The sequence below is a fragment of the Nocardia sp. BMG111209 genome, from assembly GCF_000381925.1.
Classification (GTDB): Bacteria; Actinomycetota; Actinomycetes; order Mycobacteriales; family Mycobacteriaceae; genus Nocardia.
The window spans coordinates 366,857-385,624 of record NZ_KB907310.1; the positions used below are offsets into that span (position 1 = coordinate 366,857).

General features: G+C 70.2%; 8 protein-coding genes (1 of these 8 running past the window's edge). 3 read left to right on the forward strand and 5 right to left on the reverse strand.

Annotated features, from left to right (window positions below; genetic code table 11):
- Both G361_RS0139735 and G361_RS0139740 read left to right on the forward strand, forming a co-directional pair.
- Window positions 1–10,886 carry the final stretch of a non-ribosomal peptide synthase/polyketide synthase gene (locus tag G361_RS0139735; RefSeq protein WP_019932726.1) on the forward strand. 33,265 nt of this gene lie to the left of the window's left edge, so only the last 10,886 of its 44,151 coding nucleotides appear in the window; the start codon falls outside the window, past its left edge; its stop codon occupies window positions 10,884–10,886.
- Window positions 10,887–11,154: 268 nt separating this feature from the next.
- A complete protein-coding gene (locus G361_RS0139740; RefSeq protein ID WP_019932727.1) occupies window positions 11,155–11,622 on the forward strand; it encodes a hypothetical protein in 468 nt (155 codons plus the stop codon).
- Window positions 11,623–11,627: 5 nt separating this feature from the next.
- On the opposite strand, the gene G361_RS0139745 is transcribed toward G361_RS0139740, so the two are convergent.
- Window positions 11,628–12,743, reverse strand: coding sequence for a GDSL-type esterase/lipase family protein (locus G361_RS0139745; protein ID WP_019932728.1), 1,116 nt, complete (start codon window positions 12,741–12,743; stop codon window positions 11,628–11,630).
- A gap of 107 nt (window positions 12,744–12,850) precedes the next feature.
- Between G361_RS0139745 and G361_RS0139750 the strand changes: the two genes are divergently transcribed.
- On the forward strand, window positions 12,851–13,339 hold the full coding sequence (locus tag G361_RS0139750) for a MarR family winged helix-turn-helix transcriptional regulator (protein ID WP_231387246.1): 489 nt from the start codon (window positions 12,851–12,853) through the stop codon (window positions 13,337–13,339).
- A 15-nt stretch (window positions 13,340–13,354) separates the two neighbouring features.
- Here G361_RS0139750 and atzF read toward each other — a convergent pair whose 3' ends face one another.
- The 4 genes from atzF to G361_RS0139770 are packed head-to-tail and all read right to left on the reverse strand — an operon-like array spanning window position 13,355 to window position 18,643.
- Window positions 13,355–14,986, reverse strand: coding sequence for an allophanate hydrolase (gene atzF, locus G361_RS0139755; protein WP_019932730.1), 1,632 nt, complete (start codon window positions 14,984–14,986; stop codon window positions 13,355–13,357).
- Window positions 14,983–17,217 carry a 5-oxoprolinase/urea amidolyase family protein gene (locus G361_RS0139760; protein WP_019932731.1) on the reverse strand — a complete coding sequence of 745 codons (2,235 nt, stop codon included), beginning with the start codon at window positions 17,215–17,217 and terminating at the stop codon, window positions 14,983–14,985. Before G361_RS0139760 ends, atzF begins: the two co-directional genes overlap by 4 nt.
- Before the next feature lie 56 nt (window positions 17,218–17,273).
- Window positions 17,274–17,894, reverse strand: coding sequence for an urea amidolyase associated protein UAAP2 (locus tag G361_RS0139765; RefSeq protein WP_019932732.1), 621 nt, complete (start codon window positions 17,892–17,894; stop codon window positions 17,274–17,276).
- A complete protein-coding gene (locus G361_RS0139770) occupies window positions 17,891–18,643 on the reverse strand; it encodes a DUF1989 domain-containing protein (protein WP_019932733.1) in 753 nt (250 codons plus the stop codon). The genes G361_RS0139765 and G361_RS0139770 overlap by 4 nt, the downstream gene beginning before the upstream one ends.
- Window positions 18,644–18,768: the final 125 nt, after the last annotated feature.

The window sequence follows — 18,768 nt, forward strand, 5'->3', positions numbered from 1 at the left end:
GGAATTCGCAGGTCTACGTCCTCGACGCGCGACTGCGCCCGGTACCGGTCGGTGTCTCCGGCGAGTTGTATCTCGCCGGTGCGCAGTTGGCCCGCGGCTACTTCGGCCGCGCGGATCTGACCGCGGATCGGTTCGTGGCCAACCCGTTCGGCGCGACCGGTGCGCGGATGTATCGCACCGGTGATCTGGTGGCGTGGAATGCCGGCGGTGAGTTGGAGTATCGGGGCCGGACGGACTTCCAGGTGAAGATCCGTGGTTTCCGGATCGAGCTCGGCGAGATCGAGGCCGCGCTGCTGCGGCAGCCGCACGTCACCGCGACCGCGGTGGTGGCGCACACCGATCCGCACCTCGGCGACCGCCTCGTCGCCTACGTCGTGGGTGATCCGGAACGGCTCGAGACCACCGTCATGCAGACCGCCCTGGCGGCGGAACTGCCGTCGTACATGGTGCCCGCCGCCTTCCTGGAACTCGACGGGCTGCCGCTGAACGCGAACGGCAAACTCGACCGGAAGGCGTTGCCGGAGCCCACCTTCGAGAAGGCGGTGTTCCGGGCGCCGGCCACCCCGATCGAGCAGATCGTCGCCGACAGCTTCGCCGACGTGCTGCGCATCCAGCCCGGCACCATCGGCCTCGACGACGACTTCTTCGCCTGGGGCGGCAATTCGCTGCTCGCGACCCAGGTCGCCGCCCGGCTCGGTGAGGCGCTGAACGCGCGGGTGCCGGTGCGCCTGCTGTTCGAGGCCTCCAGCGTGGCCGCGCTGGCGACCCGCGTCGAACAGCACGCGGGCGCCGGTGGCCGGAAGGCCCTCACGGCCGGCCCACGGCCGGAACGGATTCCGCTGTCGCTGGCGCAGCAGCGGATGTGGTTCCTCAACCGGTTCGCCGCCGGGGAACACGATTCGACCTCCGCGGCCTACAACGTGCCGGTCGCCGTGCGGCTGTCCGGCGCGCTGGACGTACCGGCGCTGCAGGCGGCGGTCCAGGACGTGGTGGCGCGGCACGAGATCCTGCGGACGGTGTACCCGCAGACCGACAGCGGCCCGGTGCAGGTGATCCTGCCGGTCGCGGACGCGGTGCCCGCCGTCGAGATCCGCACGGTGCCGGTCGAGGGTATCGAGGCGGCGATCGTCGACCTGACCAATACCGCCTTCGACGTCACCGCCGAGGTGCCGATGCGGGTGGCGCTCTACCGGATCGCCGGAACCGCCGCCGAATTCGTCCTCGCCATGGTGGTGCACCACATCTCCGGCGACGGCTCCTCGATGGGCCCGCTGACCCGGGATCTGGTGGCCGCGTACGCGGCCCGCGCGACCGGCTCCGCACCCGCGTGGCCGCCGCTGCCGATCCAGTACGCGGACTACAGCATCTGGCAGCGCGAACTGCTCGGCGACGAACAGGATCCGGGTTCGGTGGCCGCCAAACAGGTCACCTACTGGCGGCAGGCGCTGGCCGGTCTGCCGGATCAGCTGGATCTGCCCTCGGATCGGCCGCGCCCGCCGGTGCAGTCGTTCACCGGTGGCCGCGTCGAACTGCAGGTGAACGTCGAAACCCACCGGGCGCTGGTCGAATTGGCGCGCGGCGAGGGCGCCACGCTGTTCATGGTGATGCACACCGCGCTGGCCGTGCTGCTGTCGCGGTTGTCCGGCACCGACGACATCGCGATCGGCACCCCGATGGCCGGTCGCGGTGAGGCCGCCCTCGACGATCTGATCGGCATGTTCGTCAACACCCTGGTCTTCCGGACCCGGGTGGACGCCGGTGAGTCGTTCACCGGACTGCTGGCGCGCCAGCGGGAGACCGATATCGCGGCGTTCGCCAATGCGGACGTGCCGTTCGAGCGCCTCGTGGAGGTGCTGAACCCGGTCCGGTCGACGGCCCGGCATCCGCTGTTCCAGGTGGGCCTGTCGTTCCAGAACCTGGCCCGCACCGAGCTGGAACTGCCCGGATTGCAGGTGGCCGGCGTCGACTTCGACACGCACATCTCGCAATTCGATCTGCACCTGATCGCGACCGATCGCTACGGCGACACCGGGCGGCCGGAGGGCATCAGCGGCTTCTTCACCTACGCCACCGATCTGTTCGATCGGGATACGGTGCAGGGCTTCGTGGATCGGTTCGGCCGCCTGCTCGACGCCATCGTGTCCGCGCCGGCCGTCGCGGTCGGCGACTACGAACTGCTCGATACCGCCGAGCGGGATCGGGCGCTGCTGGCCCGCAATGCGACCGGGCACGAGCTGCCGGATGACGCCGAGCAGGCGACGCTGGCCGCACTGCTCGCCGCGAGCGTGGCGCAGCGGCCCGGCGCGGTGGCGCTGGTCGGCCCGGACGGCGCCGAGATCACCTATGCCGAACTCGGTGATCGGGTGAATCGCCTGGCGCGGCACCTGATCTCGTTCGGGGTCGGCCCGGAGTCGCGGGTGGCGCTGGCGATCCGCCGGTCGGTGGATCTGGTGGTCGCGATGTACGCGGTATCGGCCGCCGGCGGCGCGTATGTGCCGGTGGATCCCGATCAGGCCGCCGAGCGGGTGGCCTACATCCTCGAGACCGCCGACCCGGTGTGCGTGCTGACGAATACGGAGACCGCGTTCGCCGCGGCCCCGGATCGCGCGATCATCGAGATCGACCGGATCGATACGGCCGCCGTGCCGGGCGATCCGATCACCGACGCGGACCGCCCCGAGTCGCTGCATCCGGCGAATACCGCGTACGTGATCTTCACGTCCGGTTCGACGGGCCGGCCGAAGGGTGTGGCGGTGCCGCACGCGGCGGTCGTCAACCAGTTGCTGTGGAAGACTGCCGAATTCGGCCTCGGCGCCGACGACGCGGTACTGCTCAAGACCGCGGCGACCTTCGACCTCTCGGTCTGGGAGTTCTGGTCGGCGGCGGTGTCCGGTGGCCGGTTGGTGATCGCGGAGGCCGACGGCCATCGGGATCCCGGCTACCTCAACGAGCTGATGCGGTCGGCCCGGGTGACCACGTTGCATGTGGTTCCGTCGATGCTGGATGCGTTGTTGACGGAATCGAATGGCGCGCTGGGCGAGTCGTTGCGTCGGGTGTTGGCGATCGGTGAGGCGTTGCCGGCGGCGACGGCGCAGCGGTTCCGGCGGGGTAATTCCGCGGAGTTGTTCAACCTTTACGGCCCCACCGAGGCAGCGGTGTCGATCACCAGTCATCGGGTGACCGACTTCGATGCGGTATCGGTGTCCATCGGTGCGCCGGAATGGAATTCGCAGGCGTATGTCCTCGATGCCCGGCTGCATCCGGTGCCCGACGGCGTCTCCGGTGAGTTGTACCTGGCCGGTGCGCAATTGGCGCGCGGCTACTTCGGCCGGCCCGACCTGAGCGCGGATCGGTTCGTCGCCGACCCGTTCACCCCGGGTGCGCGGATGTATCGCACCGGTGATCTGGTGGCGTGGAATGCCGGCGGTGAGTTGGAGTATCGGGGCCGGACGGACTTCCAGGTGAAGATCCGTGGTTTCCGGATCGAGCTCGGCGAGATCGAGGCCGCGCTGCTGGCGCTGCCGGAGGTCGCGCAGGTGGCCGTGCTGGCGGTATCGGATGCGCGCACCGGTGATCGCCTGGTGGCCTACCTGGTGCCCGGTGACGCGGAAGTCGATGTCGCGGTGGTGAAGTCGGCGCTCGCGTCGACACTGCCGTCGTACATGGTGCCCGCGGCGTTCGTGGTGCTCGAGGCGTTGCCGCTGAATGCCAACGGCAAGCTGGATCGGAAGGCGTTGCCGGCGCCCGAGTTCGAGGTCACCGCGTTCCGCGCGGCCGCCACCCCGATCGAGGAAGTGGTGGCGTCGGTATTCGCCGAGGTGCTCGGGGTCGAGCGCGTCGGCGCCGACGACGACTTCTTCGCGCTCGGCGGCAACTCGCTGCTCGCCACGCAGGTCGCCGCCCGGATCGGTGCGGCACTGGACACCCGGGTCCCCGTGCGCACGGTGTTCGAGGCGTCGACGGTGGCCGGACTGGCCGCCAAGGTCGAGGAACACGCCGGCGCCGGCGGCCGTCCGCCGTTGGTGGGTGGTGTGCGTCCGGATCGGGTGCCGTTGTCGTTGGCGCAGTCTCGGATGTGGTTCTTGAACCAGTTCGATACGGCGTCGGCGGTGAACAATATTCCGGTGGCGATCCGGTTGTCGGGGTCGCTGGATGTGGCGGCGCTGGGTGCTGCGGTGTCGGATGTCGTAGGGCGGCACGAGATCCTGCGGACGATGTATCCCGGTGGTGCCGGTGGTCCGGTGCAGCGGGTGTTGCCGGTGTCGGCGATGCCGGTGAGTGTCGTCCCGGTCCCGGTGACCGCGGCGGATGTGCCGGGTGCGGTGGCCGGGGTGGTGTCGGCGGGTTTCGATGTGACGGTGGAGGTGCCGTTCCGGATCCGGTTGTTCGAGGTGACCGACACGGCGGGTGAGTTCGTGTTGGTGTTCGTGGCGCATCATATTGCCGCGGATGGCTGGTCGATGGGTCCGTTGACGCGGGATGTGATGGTGGCGTATGCGGCGCGGTCGGCGGGTGGGGTGCCGGGGTGGGCGCCGTTGGCGGTGCAGTATGCGGATTACAGTGTGTGGCAGCGGGAGTTGCTGGGTTCGGAGGATGATCCGGCGAGTTTGTTGTCGGGTCAGGCGCGGTTCTGGCGGTCGGCGCTGGCGGGGGTGCCGGATGAGTTGAATCTGCCGGCGGATCGGGGTCGGCCGGCGGTGGCGTCGTTTGCCGGTGGCCGGGTGGTGTTCCCGATCTCGACGCAGACGCATCGGGGTTTGGTAGGGGTGGCGCGGTCGCAGAATGCGACGTTGTTCATGGTGGTGCATGCGGCGTTGGCGGTCCTGTTGGCGCGGTTGTCGGGGACCGGGGACATTGTGGTGGGGACGCCGGTGGCCGGTCGTGGTGAGGCCGAGTTGGATTCGGTGATCGGGATGTTCGTGAACACGCTGGTGTTGCGGAGCCGGGTGACCGGTGGGGAGTCGTTCGAGCAGTTGGTGGCGGCGACGAAGGACGGTGATCTGCAGGCGTTCGCGCATGCGGATATCCCGTTCGAACGCCTGGTGGAACTGGTCAACCCCGAACGATCCACCGCACGCACACCCCTGTTCCAGGTCGCACTGTCCTTCGAGAACCTGCCGGAGAGCACCTTCGAACTGCCCGGATTGCGGGTCAGCGCGGTCGATTTCGAGGTCGACACCGCCAAATTCGATCTGTCGCTGACGATCCGGGAATCCGCGGACGCCGAGAACGGTATGTACGCCGAATTCTCGTTCGCCCGTGATCTTTTCGACGACGCCACGGTCGAGGTGTTCGCGCAGCGATTCACCCGGCTGCTGGAAGGTATCGTCGCGGCGCCCGAGTCGGCGGTCGGTGACCTGCCGCTGCTGTCGGACGACGAGTACCGGCTGCTCACCGAGGTGCACGGCGACGACGTCATGGCCACCGGCCTGCTGCCGGACCTGATGACCGAGGGCCTCAAGCTGGGTCGTGATCGGCTTGCGGTGCGGTATCAGGGTCGTTCGGTGACCTACGGTGAGCTCGACGACCTGTCGTCGCGGCTGGCTCGCGTGCTGATCGGACGTGGTGTCGGACCGGAGAAGCTGGTCGCGGTGTCGCTGCCGCGCTCGTTCGAGATGGTGCTCGCGGTCCTGGCGATCACCAAAGCCGGTGGCGCACACATCCCGGTCGACCCGACCTATCCCGAGGATCGGGTGCGGCACATGCTCACCGACTCCGCCGCGGTCCTCGGTATCACCGCCACCACGTATGTGGATCGGTTGCCCACCGATGTGGATTGGCTGGTGCTCGACGACCCGGCCACCGACATCGCCTGTGCGGCAATGTCTTCGGCGCCGGTGACGGACGCGGATCGGTTGTCGCCGTTGCGGATGACCCATCCGGCGTATGTGATCTACACGTCGGGGTCGACGGGTAAACCCAAGGGTGTCACCGTCACCCACGCCGGTCTCGGTGGTCTCGCCGATGTCGCGACCGGGTTGTACGGGCTGGAACCGCATCACCGGTTCCTGCACATCTGCTCGCCGAGCTTCGACCCGTCGGTACTGGAATGGGTGTGCGCCTTCTACATCGGCGCCACCCTGGTCATCACACCCCCGGACATCATCGGCGGCAGTGATCTCGCGGACCTGCTGCGCGCCGAGCAGGTCACCCACACGATCATCACCCCGGCCGTGCTCGGCACGATGGACCCCGACGACCAGGCACAGTTGCTGGTCACCTCGGTCGGTGGCGATGTCACCACACCGGAGTTGCTGGCGAAGTGGCAGCCGGGCCGTAAGTACTTCAACGCGTACGGGCCGACGGAGACCACGATCATCTCCACGTATGCCCGCCTGTATCCGGGTGATCACATCACCGTCGGTACGCCGGTGCACGGCATGTCGGCGCTGGTGCTGGACAACCGGTTGAACCCGGTGCCGCCGGGTGTGGCCGGTGAGCTGTATCTGGCCGGTGGTGCGGTGGCGCGTGGCTACCATCAGCGGTTCGGGCTGACCGCGGAACGGTTCGTGGCCAACCCGTACAGCCTCGACGGCTCGCGGATGTACCGCACCGGTGACGTGGTGCGGTGGTATCCGAAGCCGGACCACCACACCACGGCCACGACCACCGACGCGGTCGCGCGGTCGTGGGAGCTGGATTATGTGGGGCGCAGCGATTTCCAGGTGAAGATCCGCGGGTTCCGTATCGAACTCGGCGAGATCGACGCCGTCCTGTCCCGCCACCCCGACGTCGACTTCGCCTTCACCATGGGCCGCGACACCGCCGCCGGCGCGACGATCCTCGCCTCCTACGTGAAACCGGTCCCCGGCCACACCATCGACGTGACCGAGGTCAGCGACCACGTCGCGGCGATCCTGCCCCCGCACATGGTGCCCGCCGCGATCACCGTCCTCGACGAGATCCCGCTCACCCCGGTCGGCAAACTCGACCGCCGTGCCCTGCCCGAACCGGTCGTCGCCGCCCGCGACTACCGCGCCCCGGCCACCGAGATCGAGACGATCCTCGCCCAGGTGTTCACCGAGGTCCTCGGCACCGACCAGATCGGCCTGGACGATTCGTTCTTCGCCCTCGGCGGCGACTCCATCCTGTCCATCCAACTGGTCTCCCGCGCGAAGGCCCGCGGCATCGTCTTCACCCCCCGCGACGTCTTCGAACGCCGCAGCATTGCCGCGCTGGCCGAAATCGCCACGCGCGGTGGCGAATCGGCGCAGCGGACGCTGGCGGAACTGCCGGGTGGCGGGGTCGGCGACATCCCGTCGACGCCGATCCTGGCGTCGATCCTCGCCGACGGGTCGGCGTTCCAGCGGTTCTCGCAGACGATGGCGCTGCGGGTACCCGAGGGCATCGACCGGCCGACGCTGGTCGGCACCCTCGCGGCGGTGATCGACCATCACGACGCGCTGCGAGCGCGGTTGCGCGGCAACACCTCCGACGGCTGGGTGTTCGAGACACTGGCGCCGGGTGCGGTCGACGTCGACGCGCTCGTGCACCGGGTGGAACTGCCCGGCGATATCGACGAGACCGACCTGTCGCGGCGCGCCAGTGCCGAATACGACGCCGCGCTCGGCCGGCTGGATCCCTCGAATGCGGTGATGCTGCAATTCGTCTGGTTCGCCTTCACCGGTACGCGCCGGGATGTGCTCCTGGTCGTCGGGCATCACTTCGCGATCGACGGCGTGTCCTGGCGCATCCTGATCCCGGACTTCGCCATCGCCTGGTCGCAGCTGTCCGCCGGTCAGCCGGTGAGCCTGCAACCGACCGGAACCTCGCTGCGCCGCTGGGCCCACGCCCTGGTCGACGCCGCGGCCGAACCGCAGCGGGTCGCGGAACTGCCGTTCTGGCAACAGGTTTCGCAGACCCCGGATCCGCTGCTGGGCAGCCGGGCCTTCGATCCGGCCGTCGACACGTTCGCCACCCTCGACCGGGTGCGGGTGACCCTGCCCGCGGCGGTGACCGAGGCGGTGCTGACCGCGATCCCGGGCCTGTACCGGGGTGGCGTCAACGACGGCCTGCTGTCGGCGCTGGCGCTGGCGGTCAGCCGCTGGCGCGGCGAATCCGCCGGTGGCGCAACGCTGGTCAAACTCGAGGGCCACGGCCGCGAGGAGGAGGTCGTCCCCGGGGCGGACCTGTCCCGGACGGTCGGCTGGTTCACCAGCGCCTATCCGGTACGCCTGGACCTGGCCGGCGCCGATCTCCGCGACGCGTTCGCGGGCGGAAAGGCCCTCGGCGACATCGTGAAATCGGTGAAGGAGCAGTTGCTCGCCGTACCCGACAAGGGTCTCGGCTACGGCATGCTGCGCCACCTCAACCCGGAGACGGCGGATCGGGTCGGCGGGGCCGGTCAGATCAGCTTCAACTACCTGGGCCGGGTCTCCACCGGCGCGGGCGCGGCGGCGGACGCGGACGAGATGTCCACGCAGCTCGCCGAACTGGGCTGGGCGCCGGTCGCCGATCTGGGACAGCTGGATGCCGAGATGGATCCGGACATGCCCGCCAACGCGACGCTCGACATCAACGCGATCGTCACCGACGGCCCGGACGGCCCGGAACTCGGCGCCTCGTTCGCCTTCCCGACCGGCCTGCTGACCCGGGATCGCGTGCAGGAGTTCGCCGATATCTGGGTCGCCGCGCTGACCGCGCTGGCACGGCACGCGCAGCGGCCCGACGCGGGTGGCCGCACCCCCTCGGATCTGCCACTGCTGCAGGTCACGCAGTCGGATATCGACGAGTGGGAGCGGACCTACCCGACCCTGACCGATGTCTGGCCGCTGTCGCCGCTGCAGTCCGGCCTGCTGTTCCATGCCCAGCTGACGCAGTCGACCGTCGACGTCTACACCATGCAGGCCGTCGTCGATCTCGGCGGCAACCTGGACGTGGCCCGGCTGCGGGTGGCGGCGCAGAGCCTGCTGGACCGCTACCCGAACCTGCGCACCGCCTTCGTCACCGACTCCGACGGGCGGCCCGCACAGGTGGTGCTGGATCGGCTGGAGGCGCCCTGGTACGAGGTGGATCTCACGAATCTGCCCGAGGCGCAACGGCTTCCGGCGCTGCAACAGCAGGTCGCGGCCGACCGGGAGCGGCACTTCGACCTCGCCGTCGCCCCGCAGCTGCGATTCACCCTGTACCGCAGCGGATCCGAGCAGTGGCATCTGGCCATCACCACCCACCACATCCTGCTCGACGGCTGGTCCATGCCGCTGCTGATGCGGGACATGCTGGTGCTGTACGCGGTCCACGGGGACCGGTCCGCGCTGCCGCGAGTGGCCTCCTACCGGAACTTCCTGAGCTGGCTCGCCGGCCGGGATCGGCAGGAATCGTTGCGGGCGTGGTCGAATGCGCTCGCCGGACTGGACGAGCCGACCACGCTGGCGCCGACCGCCCGTACGGCCGAGCACTACGAGACCGGCAAGGTGTCCGTCGAACTCGACGCGGACCGCACCCGCCGGCTCGCCAAGCACGCCGCCGAACTCGGTGTCACGGTGAACACCTTGGTGCAGGCCGCCTGGGGTGTGCTGCTCAGCCGCCTCACCGGCCGCGACAACGTGGTGTTCGGCGCCACCGTCTCCGGTCGTCCGGCCGAACTGCCCGGCGTGGAATCCATGGTGGGCCTGTTCATCAACACGCTGCCGGTGCGGGTGCGGGTGGACGACCGGCTGTCGGTCGCCGATCTGCTGCAACGCCTGCAGCACGAGCAGGCCGACCTGCTGGACCACCACCATGTCGGCCTCACCGAGATCCAGCGGATCGCCGGTGCCGGAGCGCAATTCGACACTCTGCTGGTGTTCGAGTCGTATCCGATGGACAAGGACGCGATCGCCGCGGCCAGCGCCATCGACGGCATGTCGGTGACCGGGGTGGGCGTCAACGACGGCACCCACTACCCGCTGACGCTGCTGGTCACCGCCGACAGCGGTATCGAACTGACCTGGAAGTACCTGACCAGCCGGTTCACCGCCGAGGAGGTGCGCACGCTGGCGGCCCGGATGATCCGGGTCCTGGAGGCGCTGCTCGCCGATCCGGCGACCCCGGTCGGCGACATCGACATCCTCGATCACGCCGAACGGGCCCGGATCCTGGCCGATTCCGGGGTCACCGGCGCCGACACCGCGCCGGAGCCGGTGCGGGTGGGTGCGCGCACGGTGGCGAAGGCGCTGGCGGCGGTCGTCGAGGAGGATCCGCAGGCGCCGGCGCTGCTGGCGCCCGGCGAGGGCGGTGGGGCCGAAATCGCTTACAGCACGGTCGATTCCCGGTCGTCGCAGCTGGCCCGGGTATTGATCGGCCGCGGGGCCGGTCCCGGCGATATCGTCGCGATCGCGCTGCCGCGCTCGCTCGACGCGACGGTCGCGTTGTGGGCGGTGCAGAAGGCCGGTGCGGCGGCCCTGTTCGCGAACGGGCTGACCTTCGGCGAGATCATCGCCGCGGGAGCCGGATTCGGCATCACCCAGGAACCGGCCGCGAGCTCGGCGCGCTGGCTGGTGCCGAGCGATCCGAGGATGCAGGCGGAACTGGCTGCGACCCCGGCACATCCGGTGTCCTACGCCGACCGGGTACGCCCGCTGGACGAGGAACATCCGGCCTTCGTGGTGCGCGACGCCACCGGCTCCTGGCTCACCCTGAATCAGGAGCAGGCCCTGGATCGCGCCGACGCATTGCGCGCGGAGTACGGCATCGACTACGAATCGACCACGTACACCACGGAATCCGCGGGCCCGGCCGCGGTGGCCGAATTCCTGGCGGTCGCCACCGCGGGCGCGCTGTCGGTGCTGCCCGACGGTGAGGTCGCCGACGATCTGGCCGAGGGTGAGGTCACCCACTGGTTCGTCGGCGCCGGTGAACCGACCACCGCCGCGGGTGCGGATGTGCGGGTGATCGTCGCCGAGTAGGCGGCACGAACGGCGCGGGCCGGTGCGGATCATCGTGATCCGTACCGGCCCGCGGTCTTTCCGGCGATGCCCGTCGCTGTGCCGCGATCTCGATAGCAGTACGCTATCGCTCGCGGATGCCTTGTGTTACTACTCGATTCCGGTGGTATGTGTCACCGGTGGGAACGGGTAGCGCGGTACTGCCGACGCGCGCCGCGATCGCAGGGATGCTCGAAGGCGTCACAGCAGGTCGACGGGGCACCGTGATCGGGCCCCCGGGTAGGAAGAGATGGACCAGATTCTGTATTGGGACGCCGTGGCGCTGGAGTCGGAACGCCTGGCGGGCAACCATATCGAGGGTGGCACGGGTACGCCCGTGGGCACGTCCCGGGCGCTGGCGATCGCCCGGGTGGCGATGCACGACGCGCATACGAGCGCCGTGGCGGCCGGCCATGCCACCTATCTGACCGGGGTGCCCGCCGCCCCGGTCGGCGCGTCGCCGGACGCGGCCGTCGCGGTCGCCGCGCACACCACGCTCACCGCGTTGTATCCGAGCCAGGTGCCACGGCTGGACCGGGCGTTGCAGCATGCCGGACTGCGGGGCCGCGGCCTCGCGGCGGGTACCGCGCACGGCCTGTCCGTCGCGCAGGAACTGCTGACCCGGGTCGACGACCCGGACCTCAGCGCCTGGATCTGCCGGTCGTTCGCCGTCGACGTGGCCGGCTGGATCGATGACCGGGCGGCCGACGTGCGCTGAGAACCTCAACGCGCCAACGGAATCCGCATCGCCTCCGCCATCACCCGGGCCCCCTCGTCGTTGAGGTGCAGACCGTCGCCGTAGTCGAGATCGGCCCGGATGAAGTCGGGCCGCGCCGGATCGGCCACCGCCGTGGCGATATCGAAGACGGCGTCGAAAACATCGGTGCCCGAGAGCCATTCGTTGACCTCGCGCCGGATCGGCAGCGCGGCCTCGACCTCGATGCCCGGATAGATCACCCCGGCGAACGGCCCGATCGTGTTGGCGTACACCCGAAGTCCTGCCTCGTGGGCGCGGCGGGCCAGCTCCCGGTATCCGGCGATCAGCGCGGCGGCCGGCGCGGCGCCGTTCAGGGCGAGATCGTTGATACCGAAATTCACCACCACATCGGTGACGCCGGGTGTCGCGAGCACGTCGCGATCGAACCGGCCCAGCCCGCGCTCGCCGACCTCGTCGGTCAGCAGGCGGTTGCCGGCGATGCCCTGGTTGACGATCCAGCCCCGGGTGAGCCGCTCGCCGAGCGCGTCCACCGAGCGCCGGTTCGTGCCGGTGGTGGTGCCGGAACCCTCGAACCACGAGTCGCCGAAGGCCACGACCACCGGTGTGCCCGCCTCGGCCAGCACGTCGACACCCGTGACGTAGAACCGTGATTCGATCACCTCGGCGCCCGGCAGATCCGCGTCCGCGGTCAGGTCGCCCGCGGCGACGTAACCGAATTCCATCGGCTTGTGGCTGGAGGTCGCGAGGCCGGTGGCCTCGGGCAGGTACAGGCTCAGGGCCAGGTCGTCGCCCGCGGTGGTGGCGAGATCGACCGCGTCGCTGACGATTTCGGCCCCCGGCGCCAGAGTGATGCGCTCGGCCCCGGCGAATCGCAGGGCGGCGCCGGTCTCACCGGCGATCTCGGCCCCGGACTTGCGCAGCGCGATCCGTGCCGCGCCGATCACCAGCGGCGTACGGCCGTACCGATTGCTGAGGTGTACGCGCAGGCGCGTGCCGCCACCGGCGAGGTGCAGCACCTGCCGCACCGTCCGATCGTCGAATCCGCGCGGGACGGTCAGCTGTATCGCTTCGTACGGGCTGATCACCGCGGACCGGAATCCGGCGAGCCAGGTGGATGTCATGACAGCCTCCAGATAGTTGACGCGAGGAATATCCGCACAGCAAAGATAGGAGTGAGATATTCCCCGTGTCAACTATCCCGCTCGCAACGATCGGCTAGGCTGAGGGTATGAGCGTTGAGGACATGGGCACCGCGGACCTGTTCGACGACCCTCGGCTCACCGAGATCGGCCTGTTGTTCGAGGCCACGAACGGAATCCGGAACAAACTCGAACCGGTCTGGACCACGCACGGGCTGTCGGTGCCGGACTTCACCGTGCTGATGCGGCTGAGCCGGTCGCCGCGCTATCGGCTGCGGATGACCGATCTCGCCGCGCAGGGCCGGATGTCGACCAGCGGCGCCACCCGCCTCGTCGACCGGCTCGAACGCAACGGGCTCGCCCGCCGCGAACCGGATCCGGTGGATCGGCGCAGCGCCTACGCGGTACTCACCGCGGCGGGCGCGGCCCGGATCGCGGCGGTCCTGCCGGAATATCTGGCCGTGCTCGACGAATGGTTCGTCGATGTGCTGAGCGCGGAACAGCGCGCCGCCATGAGTTGTGCGCTGCGTATCCTGCGGGACGCGACCTTCCCGGACGCGGCCCGGGTGTCGGACTGATGCCCGGCCGGGCGGTCAGCCGATCGCGCCGGCGGCCAGTGCCGCCTTCCAGCCGCCGTATTCGCTGATGTCCTTGGCCGCCGCGGCGGCCGCTCCGTCGCAGGTGAATCCGGTGTGCCAGGTACCGTCGGCGAGTTCGACCGCGCCGAGTTGCATGGGGGCGGGTAGTGCGGCGAGGAATCGGCCGAGGGCCGCGGGGGACAGGATCCAGCGTTCGCCGGACACCGGCACACCGGCCTCACCGTCGGGTACCCGGGTCACCGCCGGTTTGGGCGGGACGGTGTCGAGCGCACCGAGGCGGTAGCGCGGTGCGGTCCGCACCGGACCGGCCCAGCGCGCGCCGAGTTCGGTGAGCTGACGTTCCAGCGGCTGGCCGCGCAGATGTGCCCCGAAGACGACCAGTTCCTGGGTCGCGGCCACGTCCAGCGGCCATGCGGGTGCGACGGAGTCGGCGAATTCGGTGCCGCCGTGCGGGATTCGGGCCGCGACGTCCAGCGCCACCGCGTCGGCGAAGGCGCGGGCGAAGACGGTGACCCCGAACTGTGCCTCGCCCGCCGTGCCGGCCGGCACCGCGACCGCGCACAGATCGAACAGATTGCAGAAGTTGGTGTACGTGCCCACCAGGGAATTCGCGCCGATCGGGTCGGCGGCCACCTCGGCGATCGTCGGCTGGCCGGGGGCGGTCGGGGCGAGCAGGACATCGGCGCCGGCCAGCGCGGCCGTCGCCGCCGCCCGCAGTCGCTCCAGTTCGGCCAGATCCGATACCAGCCGGTGCGCGGGCAGATCGCGGGCGCCCCGGATGATCGCCCTGACCGTGGGGTCCACCGCCTCGGGCTGCGCGTCGACGAATGTGCCGACGGCGGCGTATCTTTCGGCGACCAGCGCGCCGCCGTACAGCAGGCGCGCGGCGGCCAGGAAGGGTTCCGGGTCGACCGTCACGATCCGTGCGCCCTGCTCCCGCAGGGCCGTCACCACCGCCTCGAAGGCGAACCGGTTCGGCTCGTCCAGTTCCGGGAGCGAATCGAACACGGCGACAACGGGTTCCGGCGGGGCGGCCAGTGGCGTATCGGCAGGCCAGGGCCGGCCGGCGGCGCCGGTGGCCATCGCCGCCATGGCCCGGTTCGCGGTGGGCAGATCGCGGGCGAAGATCGTCACGCAGTCGTAGGACCGGCAGGCGGGTACGACACCCTCGGTCGACACCACGCCGACCGTCGGTTTGATGCCGACGATGCCCTGGAAGGCGGCGGGCACCCGACCCGAACCGGCGGTGTCGGTACCGATCGCGATATCCGCCGCACCGGACGCCACCGCGACCGCCGAGCCGGAACTCGAACCGCCGGAGACGTATTCGGGCCGTCGCAGATCGGGGACCGCTCCGTACGGGGAGCGCGTGCCGACCAGGCCGGTGGCGAACTGGTCCAGATTGGTCTTACCGGCCACCACGGCGCCGGCCGCCCGCAGCGCCGCCACCGCGGCGGCGTCCCGCTCCGGCGTATAGGCGAATTCGGGACAGCCCGCGGTGGTGGGGATTCCGGCGACGTCGACGTTGTCCTTCACCGCCAGCCGCAATCCGGCCAGCGGTCCGGTCGCGACCGCGCACTCGGCGCCGACCTCGGCTTCGGGCCGCCGATGGATCCACATGCTCATCTGCTCTCCTCATCGGTCGCCAGTTCCCCGGCGGCTCGCCACGAATCCAGTTCGGTACGGAAGGCTTCCGACTGCCGGGTGCGGAAATCCGCGATGGAGTCGGCGTTCTCGGTGAGGAACCGGCGGTAGTCGGCGAGCCGGAACTCGCCGTCGGTGGTGCGGAGATCGCACTTGCCGGCGGCGAAATCGGCGCGCAGGTCCAGCAATTCGTCCGCCGAGACCGGATACCAGCGGATGCGATCGAAATATCGCAGCAGCCAGGGATCTTCGCCGGCACCCGGGGAACGATGGTTCCAGACCTGGGTGGTGCGGCCGACGAACTGATAGCCGCCGGGACCCTCCATCCCGTAGATGCACAGGTAGGCGCCGCCGATGCCGACCGCGTTCTCCGGGGTCCAGGTGCGGGCCGGGTTGTACTTGGTCGTGACCAGCCGGTGCCGGGGATCGGTGGGGGTGGCCACCGGCGCACCCAGATATACGTCGCCGAGGCCCAGCACCAGGTATTCGGCGTCGAAGACGGTGTCGTACACGTCCTGCACCGAGGCGAGACCGTTTGCGCGCCGGATGAATTCGATGTTCCAGGGGCACCAGGGCGCGTCCGCGCGCACGCCGTGCATGTACCGGGTGATCGCCTCCCGGGTGGCCGGATCGTCCCAGGACAGCGGCAGGTGCACGGTCCGGCTCGGCACCACCAGTTCGTCGGTGCCCGGCAGCGCCGCCTGCGTCTCGGCCAGCAGGCCCAGCAGTTTCGCGGTCGGCAGCCGATCCGGGTCGATGCGCACCTGCAGCGACCGGATCCCCGGGGTGAGTTCGGTGATGCCCGGCTCCGCCCGCCGCAGCAACAGCTCGTGCAACGCCTGCACCCGGGCCCGTAACTCCAGATCCAGTGTCATATCGCCGTATTCGACGAGAACACCGTCGTTGCCGGCCCGGCGGTAGGTCACCGCGGTGCCGTCGCCGGTCTCGGCGCGGGCCAGTACGCCGTCGTCGCCGTCACCGCCGTCGGACAGCACGACCGGCCAGCCCGCGCGGCGTTCCGGTCCCAGCGCCCGCAGCGAGGCGGCCCGCTCGGCGCGGACCGGGACGAAACGCACCCGGTCGCCGGGCGTGAGCTGACCCAGCTTCCAGCGCTCGGCCGCCACGACGGTCACGGGGCAGACGAATCCGCCGAGGCTCGGCCCGTCCGGGCCCAGCAGGATCGGCGTATCGCCGGTGAAGTCCAGCGCGCCGACGGTATACGCGGTGTCGTGGATGTTCGACGGATGCATACCCGCCTCGCCGCCGTCGGTGCGTGCCCACTGCGGCTTCGGCCCGACCAGCCGCACCCCGGTGCGATCGGAGTTGAAGTGCACCTCGTAGTCGGTGCCCAGGATGGTGTCGAAGTCGTTGCGGGTGAAGAACTCCGGCGCACCGTGCGGTCCCTCGGTGACCGCGAGCTCCCAGCGCCGGGTGAACACCGGCTGCTCGTCGGCGGGCACACCGGCCGTGCCGCCCGCGGGGGCGGCCCGCACCGTCAGTTCGTCACCGGCCGCCAGCGCGCGGCCGGTGCCGCCGCCGAACTTGCCGAGCGTGAAAGTCGCCGCGCTGCCGAGATATTCGGGTGCCGCCAGGCCACCGGCGAACAGTACGTAGCAGCGCATACCCGGCCCGCGTACGGCGCCCACGTCCAGCACACCGCCCGCGGGTACCTCGACGGTCCGCCACTGCGGCACCGGCCGCCCGTTCACGGTGACCGGTACCGGGGCCCCGGTCACACATACCCGCGTCGCCCGTTCGAACCGCAGGGCCGGGCCGGCCAGCGTGCATTCCAGACCCGGTGTGCCCTCGGGGTTTCCGAGCGCGCGGTTGCCGAGCCGGAACGAGAGATCGTCCATCGGGCCCGACGGCGGTACCCCGACGTGCCAGCGACCGACCCGTCCGGGCCAGTCCTGCACCGTGGTCAGCATTCCCGGCCGCGACACCTCGCACCGTCCGGACCCGTGGCTGCCCGCGGTCGCCTCCGGCAGCGTGAATGCGGTACTCGCCGCGACGGCGGTGTCCGGCCGATCGCCGGGCCCGTCGCTCTCGGCCGACGCGCGGCGGGACTCGGTCGCGGGCCCGAACTCGTTGTCCGGCACGGCGATCTGTGGTGAACGGCCGCTGGTGGGCGTCGCCCGGCGGACCGGGCCGGTTGCCGGTCGGCGGGTGTGCAGGAGCCGTCCGGCGGCGCCGAACGAGGTGCGATCGGTCATGGTGGCGGGCCTCCTGGGCGCGGATCCGGGTCTGCGGTGGTGGAAGTGGTGGCGATCTACTGTGTGACCACCATGCGCACCGGTGTCGGGTCGAAACCGTTGCAGGGGTTGTTGATCTGCGGGCAGTTGGAGACCAGGACCAGGGTGTCGATCTCGGCCCGCAGGGTGACCTTCTTGCCGGGGGCCGACAATCCGTCGACGATGCCCAGGGTGCCGTCGGCCTCCACCGGAACGTTCATGAACCAGTTGATGTTCGACACCAGATCCCGTTTACCGAGGCCCCATTGCAGCGCGGCGGTCAGGAAGTTCTCCACGCAGGCGTGCTGGTGGCGGGTGTGATGCCCGTAGCGCAGCGTGTTCGACTCCTGTGAGCAGGCGCCCGCGACGGTGTCGTGATTGCCGACCTCGTCGGCGACCACGGTCATCAGCGGGGTCCCGGCGTCGGTGCGCAGCACGCTGCCGGTGGTGAGGAAGATGTTGCGCTGCGCGGCGATCGTGGCCTGGGCGCTGTAGCGGTCGGTGTGGTCGGCGGCCGAGTACAGCAGGCAGTCGACGGCCTGGTTGCCGTGCAGGTCGACGATCTCCAGTCGTTGCCCGGCCCGGATCACGGCCGACCAGGGGGCGCGGGCGGGGACGATCTCGTCGCTGACGACGGTGCGGGTTTCGGTGGTGGTCACGCGAATACCTCCGGGGTGCGGGCGGCGTTCCAGGCCTGTTCGGTGTTCTCCACGGCCCGTTGATATTCCGGGTCGCTGTTGTGCACCCGGGCCAGCTCGTCCGGGGCGGGCCAGGCGACGATGTCGAGATCCGTTGCGGGCGTGGGGTCCAGCGGATGTTCGGCGTTGGCGATCAGCAAGGTCACCGGCAGGTGGACGAGCAGGTCCACCATGGCGCCCGCACCCGCGCCGCCGGTGCTGACCAGCCCGCCGTCCGCCTCGACCCGGATACCGCGGAAGAACGACACCGTCGGGCCGATATCGCGCGGTTCCAGGCCGTGTTTCGCGCCTGCCAGCCGAAGGGCTTGCCGCGCGGCCGGACTCGGTCCGCACAGGGCGTCGTGCCGGGCCGAACCGTCGGCGATCACGGTGGCCAGGATCCGGCCCTGATCCGACAGCAGCGGATGGCCGGCGCCCAGATAGGCCTGCCACGGCACCTTCACGGTATCGGCGACATTCAGCCGCTCCCACGGGGATTCGGCACGCAGCAGCAACAGGTGGGCACACGCCGCGCCGCCGGGGTCGCCGAGCCGGACCCGGGTGCCGCGGCCGAGCACGACGGTGCCGTAGCCGCCGGCCGGAATGCGCTGCGCGAACGTGATCGCGGCGGGGTCGATATCGGCGGGCAGGTCCGGGGCGGCGCCGGCCGCGGCGGCGGCCTGTGCGCGGGCATGGGCGCGGGCGCCGGAGGTGTCTGCGGTCGCTGTCACGGTGGCTCCGTTCGTGCGTGCGGCGGGACGTTATTTCCTGTCGATTGACAGTTTTCCCGATCGGACGTCTCCGGTGGTGACGGCCGTGTATCCATCGGCCCGATTCGTGTTACGACTGCGTTGCG

Excerpts from the sequence above, each read along its gene's own strand:
- G361_RS0139740 (WP_019932727.1), top strand. The coding sequence starts at position 11,155 with ATGGACCAGATTCTGTATTGGGACGCCGTGGCGCTGGAGTCGGAACGC.
- G361_RS0139745 (WP_019932728.1), bottom strand. The coding sequence starts at position 12,743 with ATGACATCCACCTGGCTCGCCGGATTCCGGTCCGCGGTGATCAGCCCG.
- G361_RS0139750 (WP_231387246.1), top strand. The coding sequence starts at position 12,851 with ATGAGCGTTGAGGACATGGGCACCGCGGACCTGTTCGACGACCCTCGG.
- atzF (WP_019932730.1), bottom strand. The coding sequence starts at position 14,986 with ATGAGCATGTGGATCCATCGGCGGCCCGAAGCCGAGGTCGGCGCCGAG.
- G361_RS0139760 (WP_019932731.1), bottom strand. The coding sequence starts at position 17,217 with ATGACCGATCGCACCTCGTTCGGCGCCGCCGGACGGCTCCTGCACACC.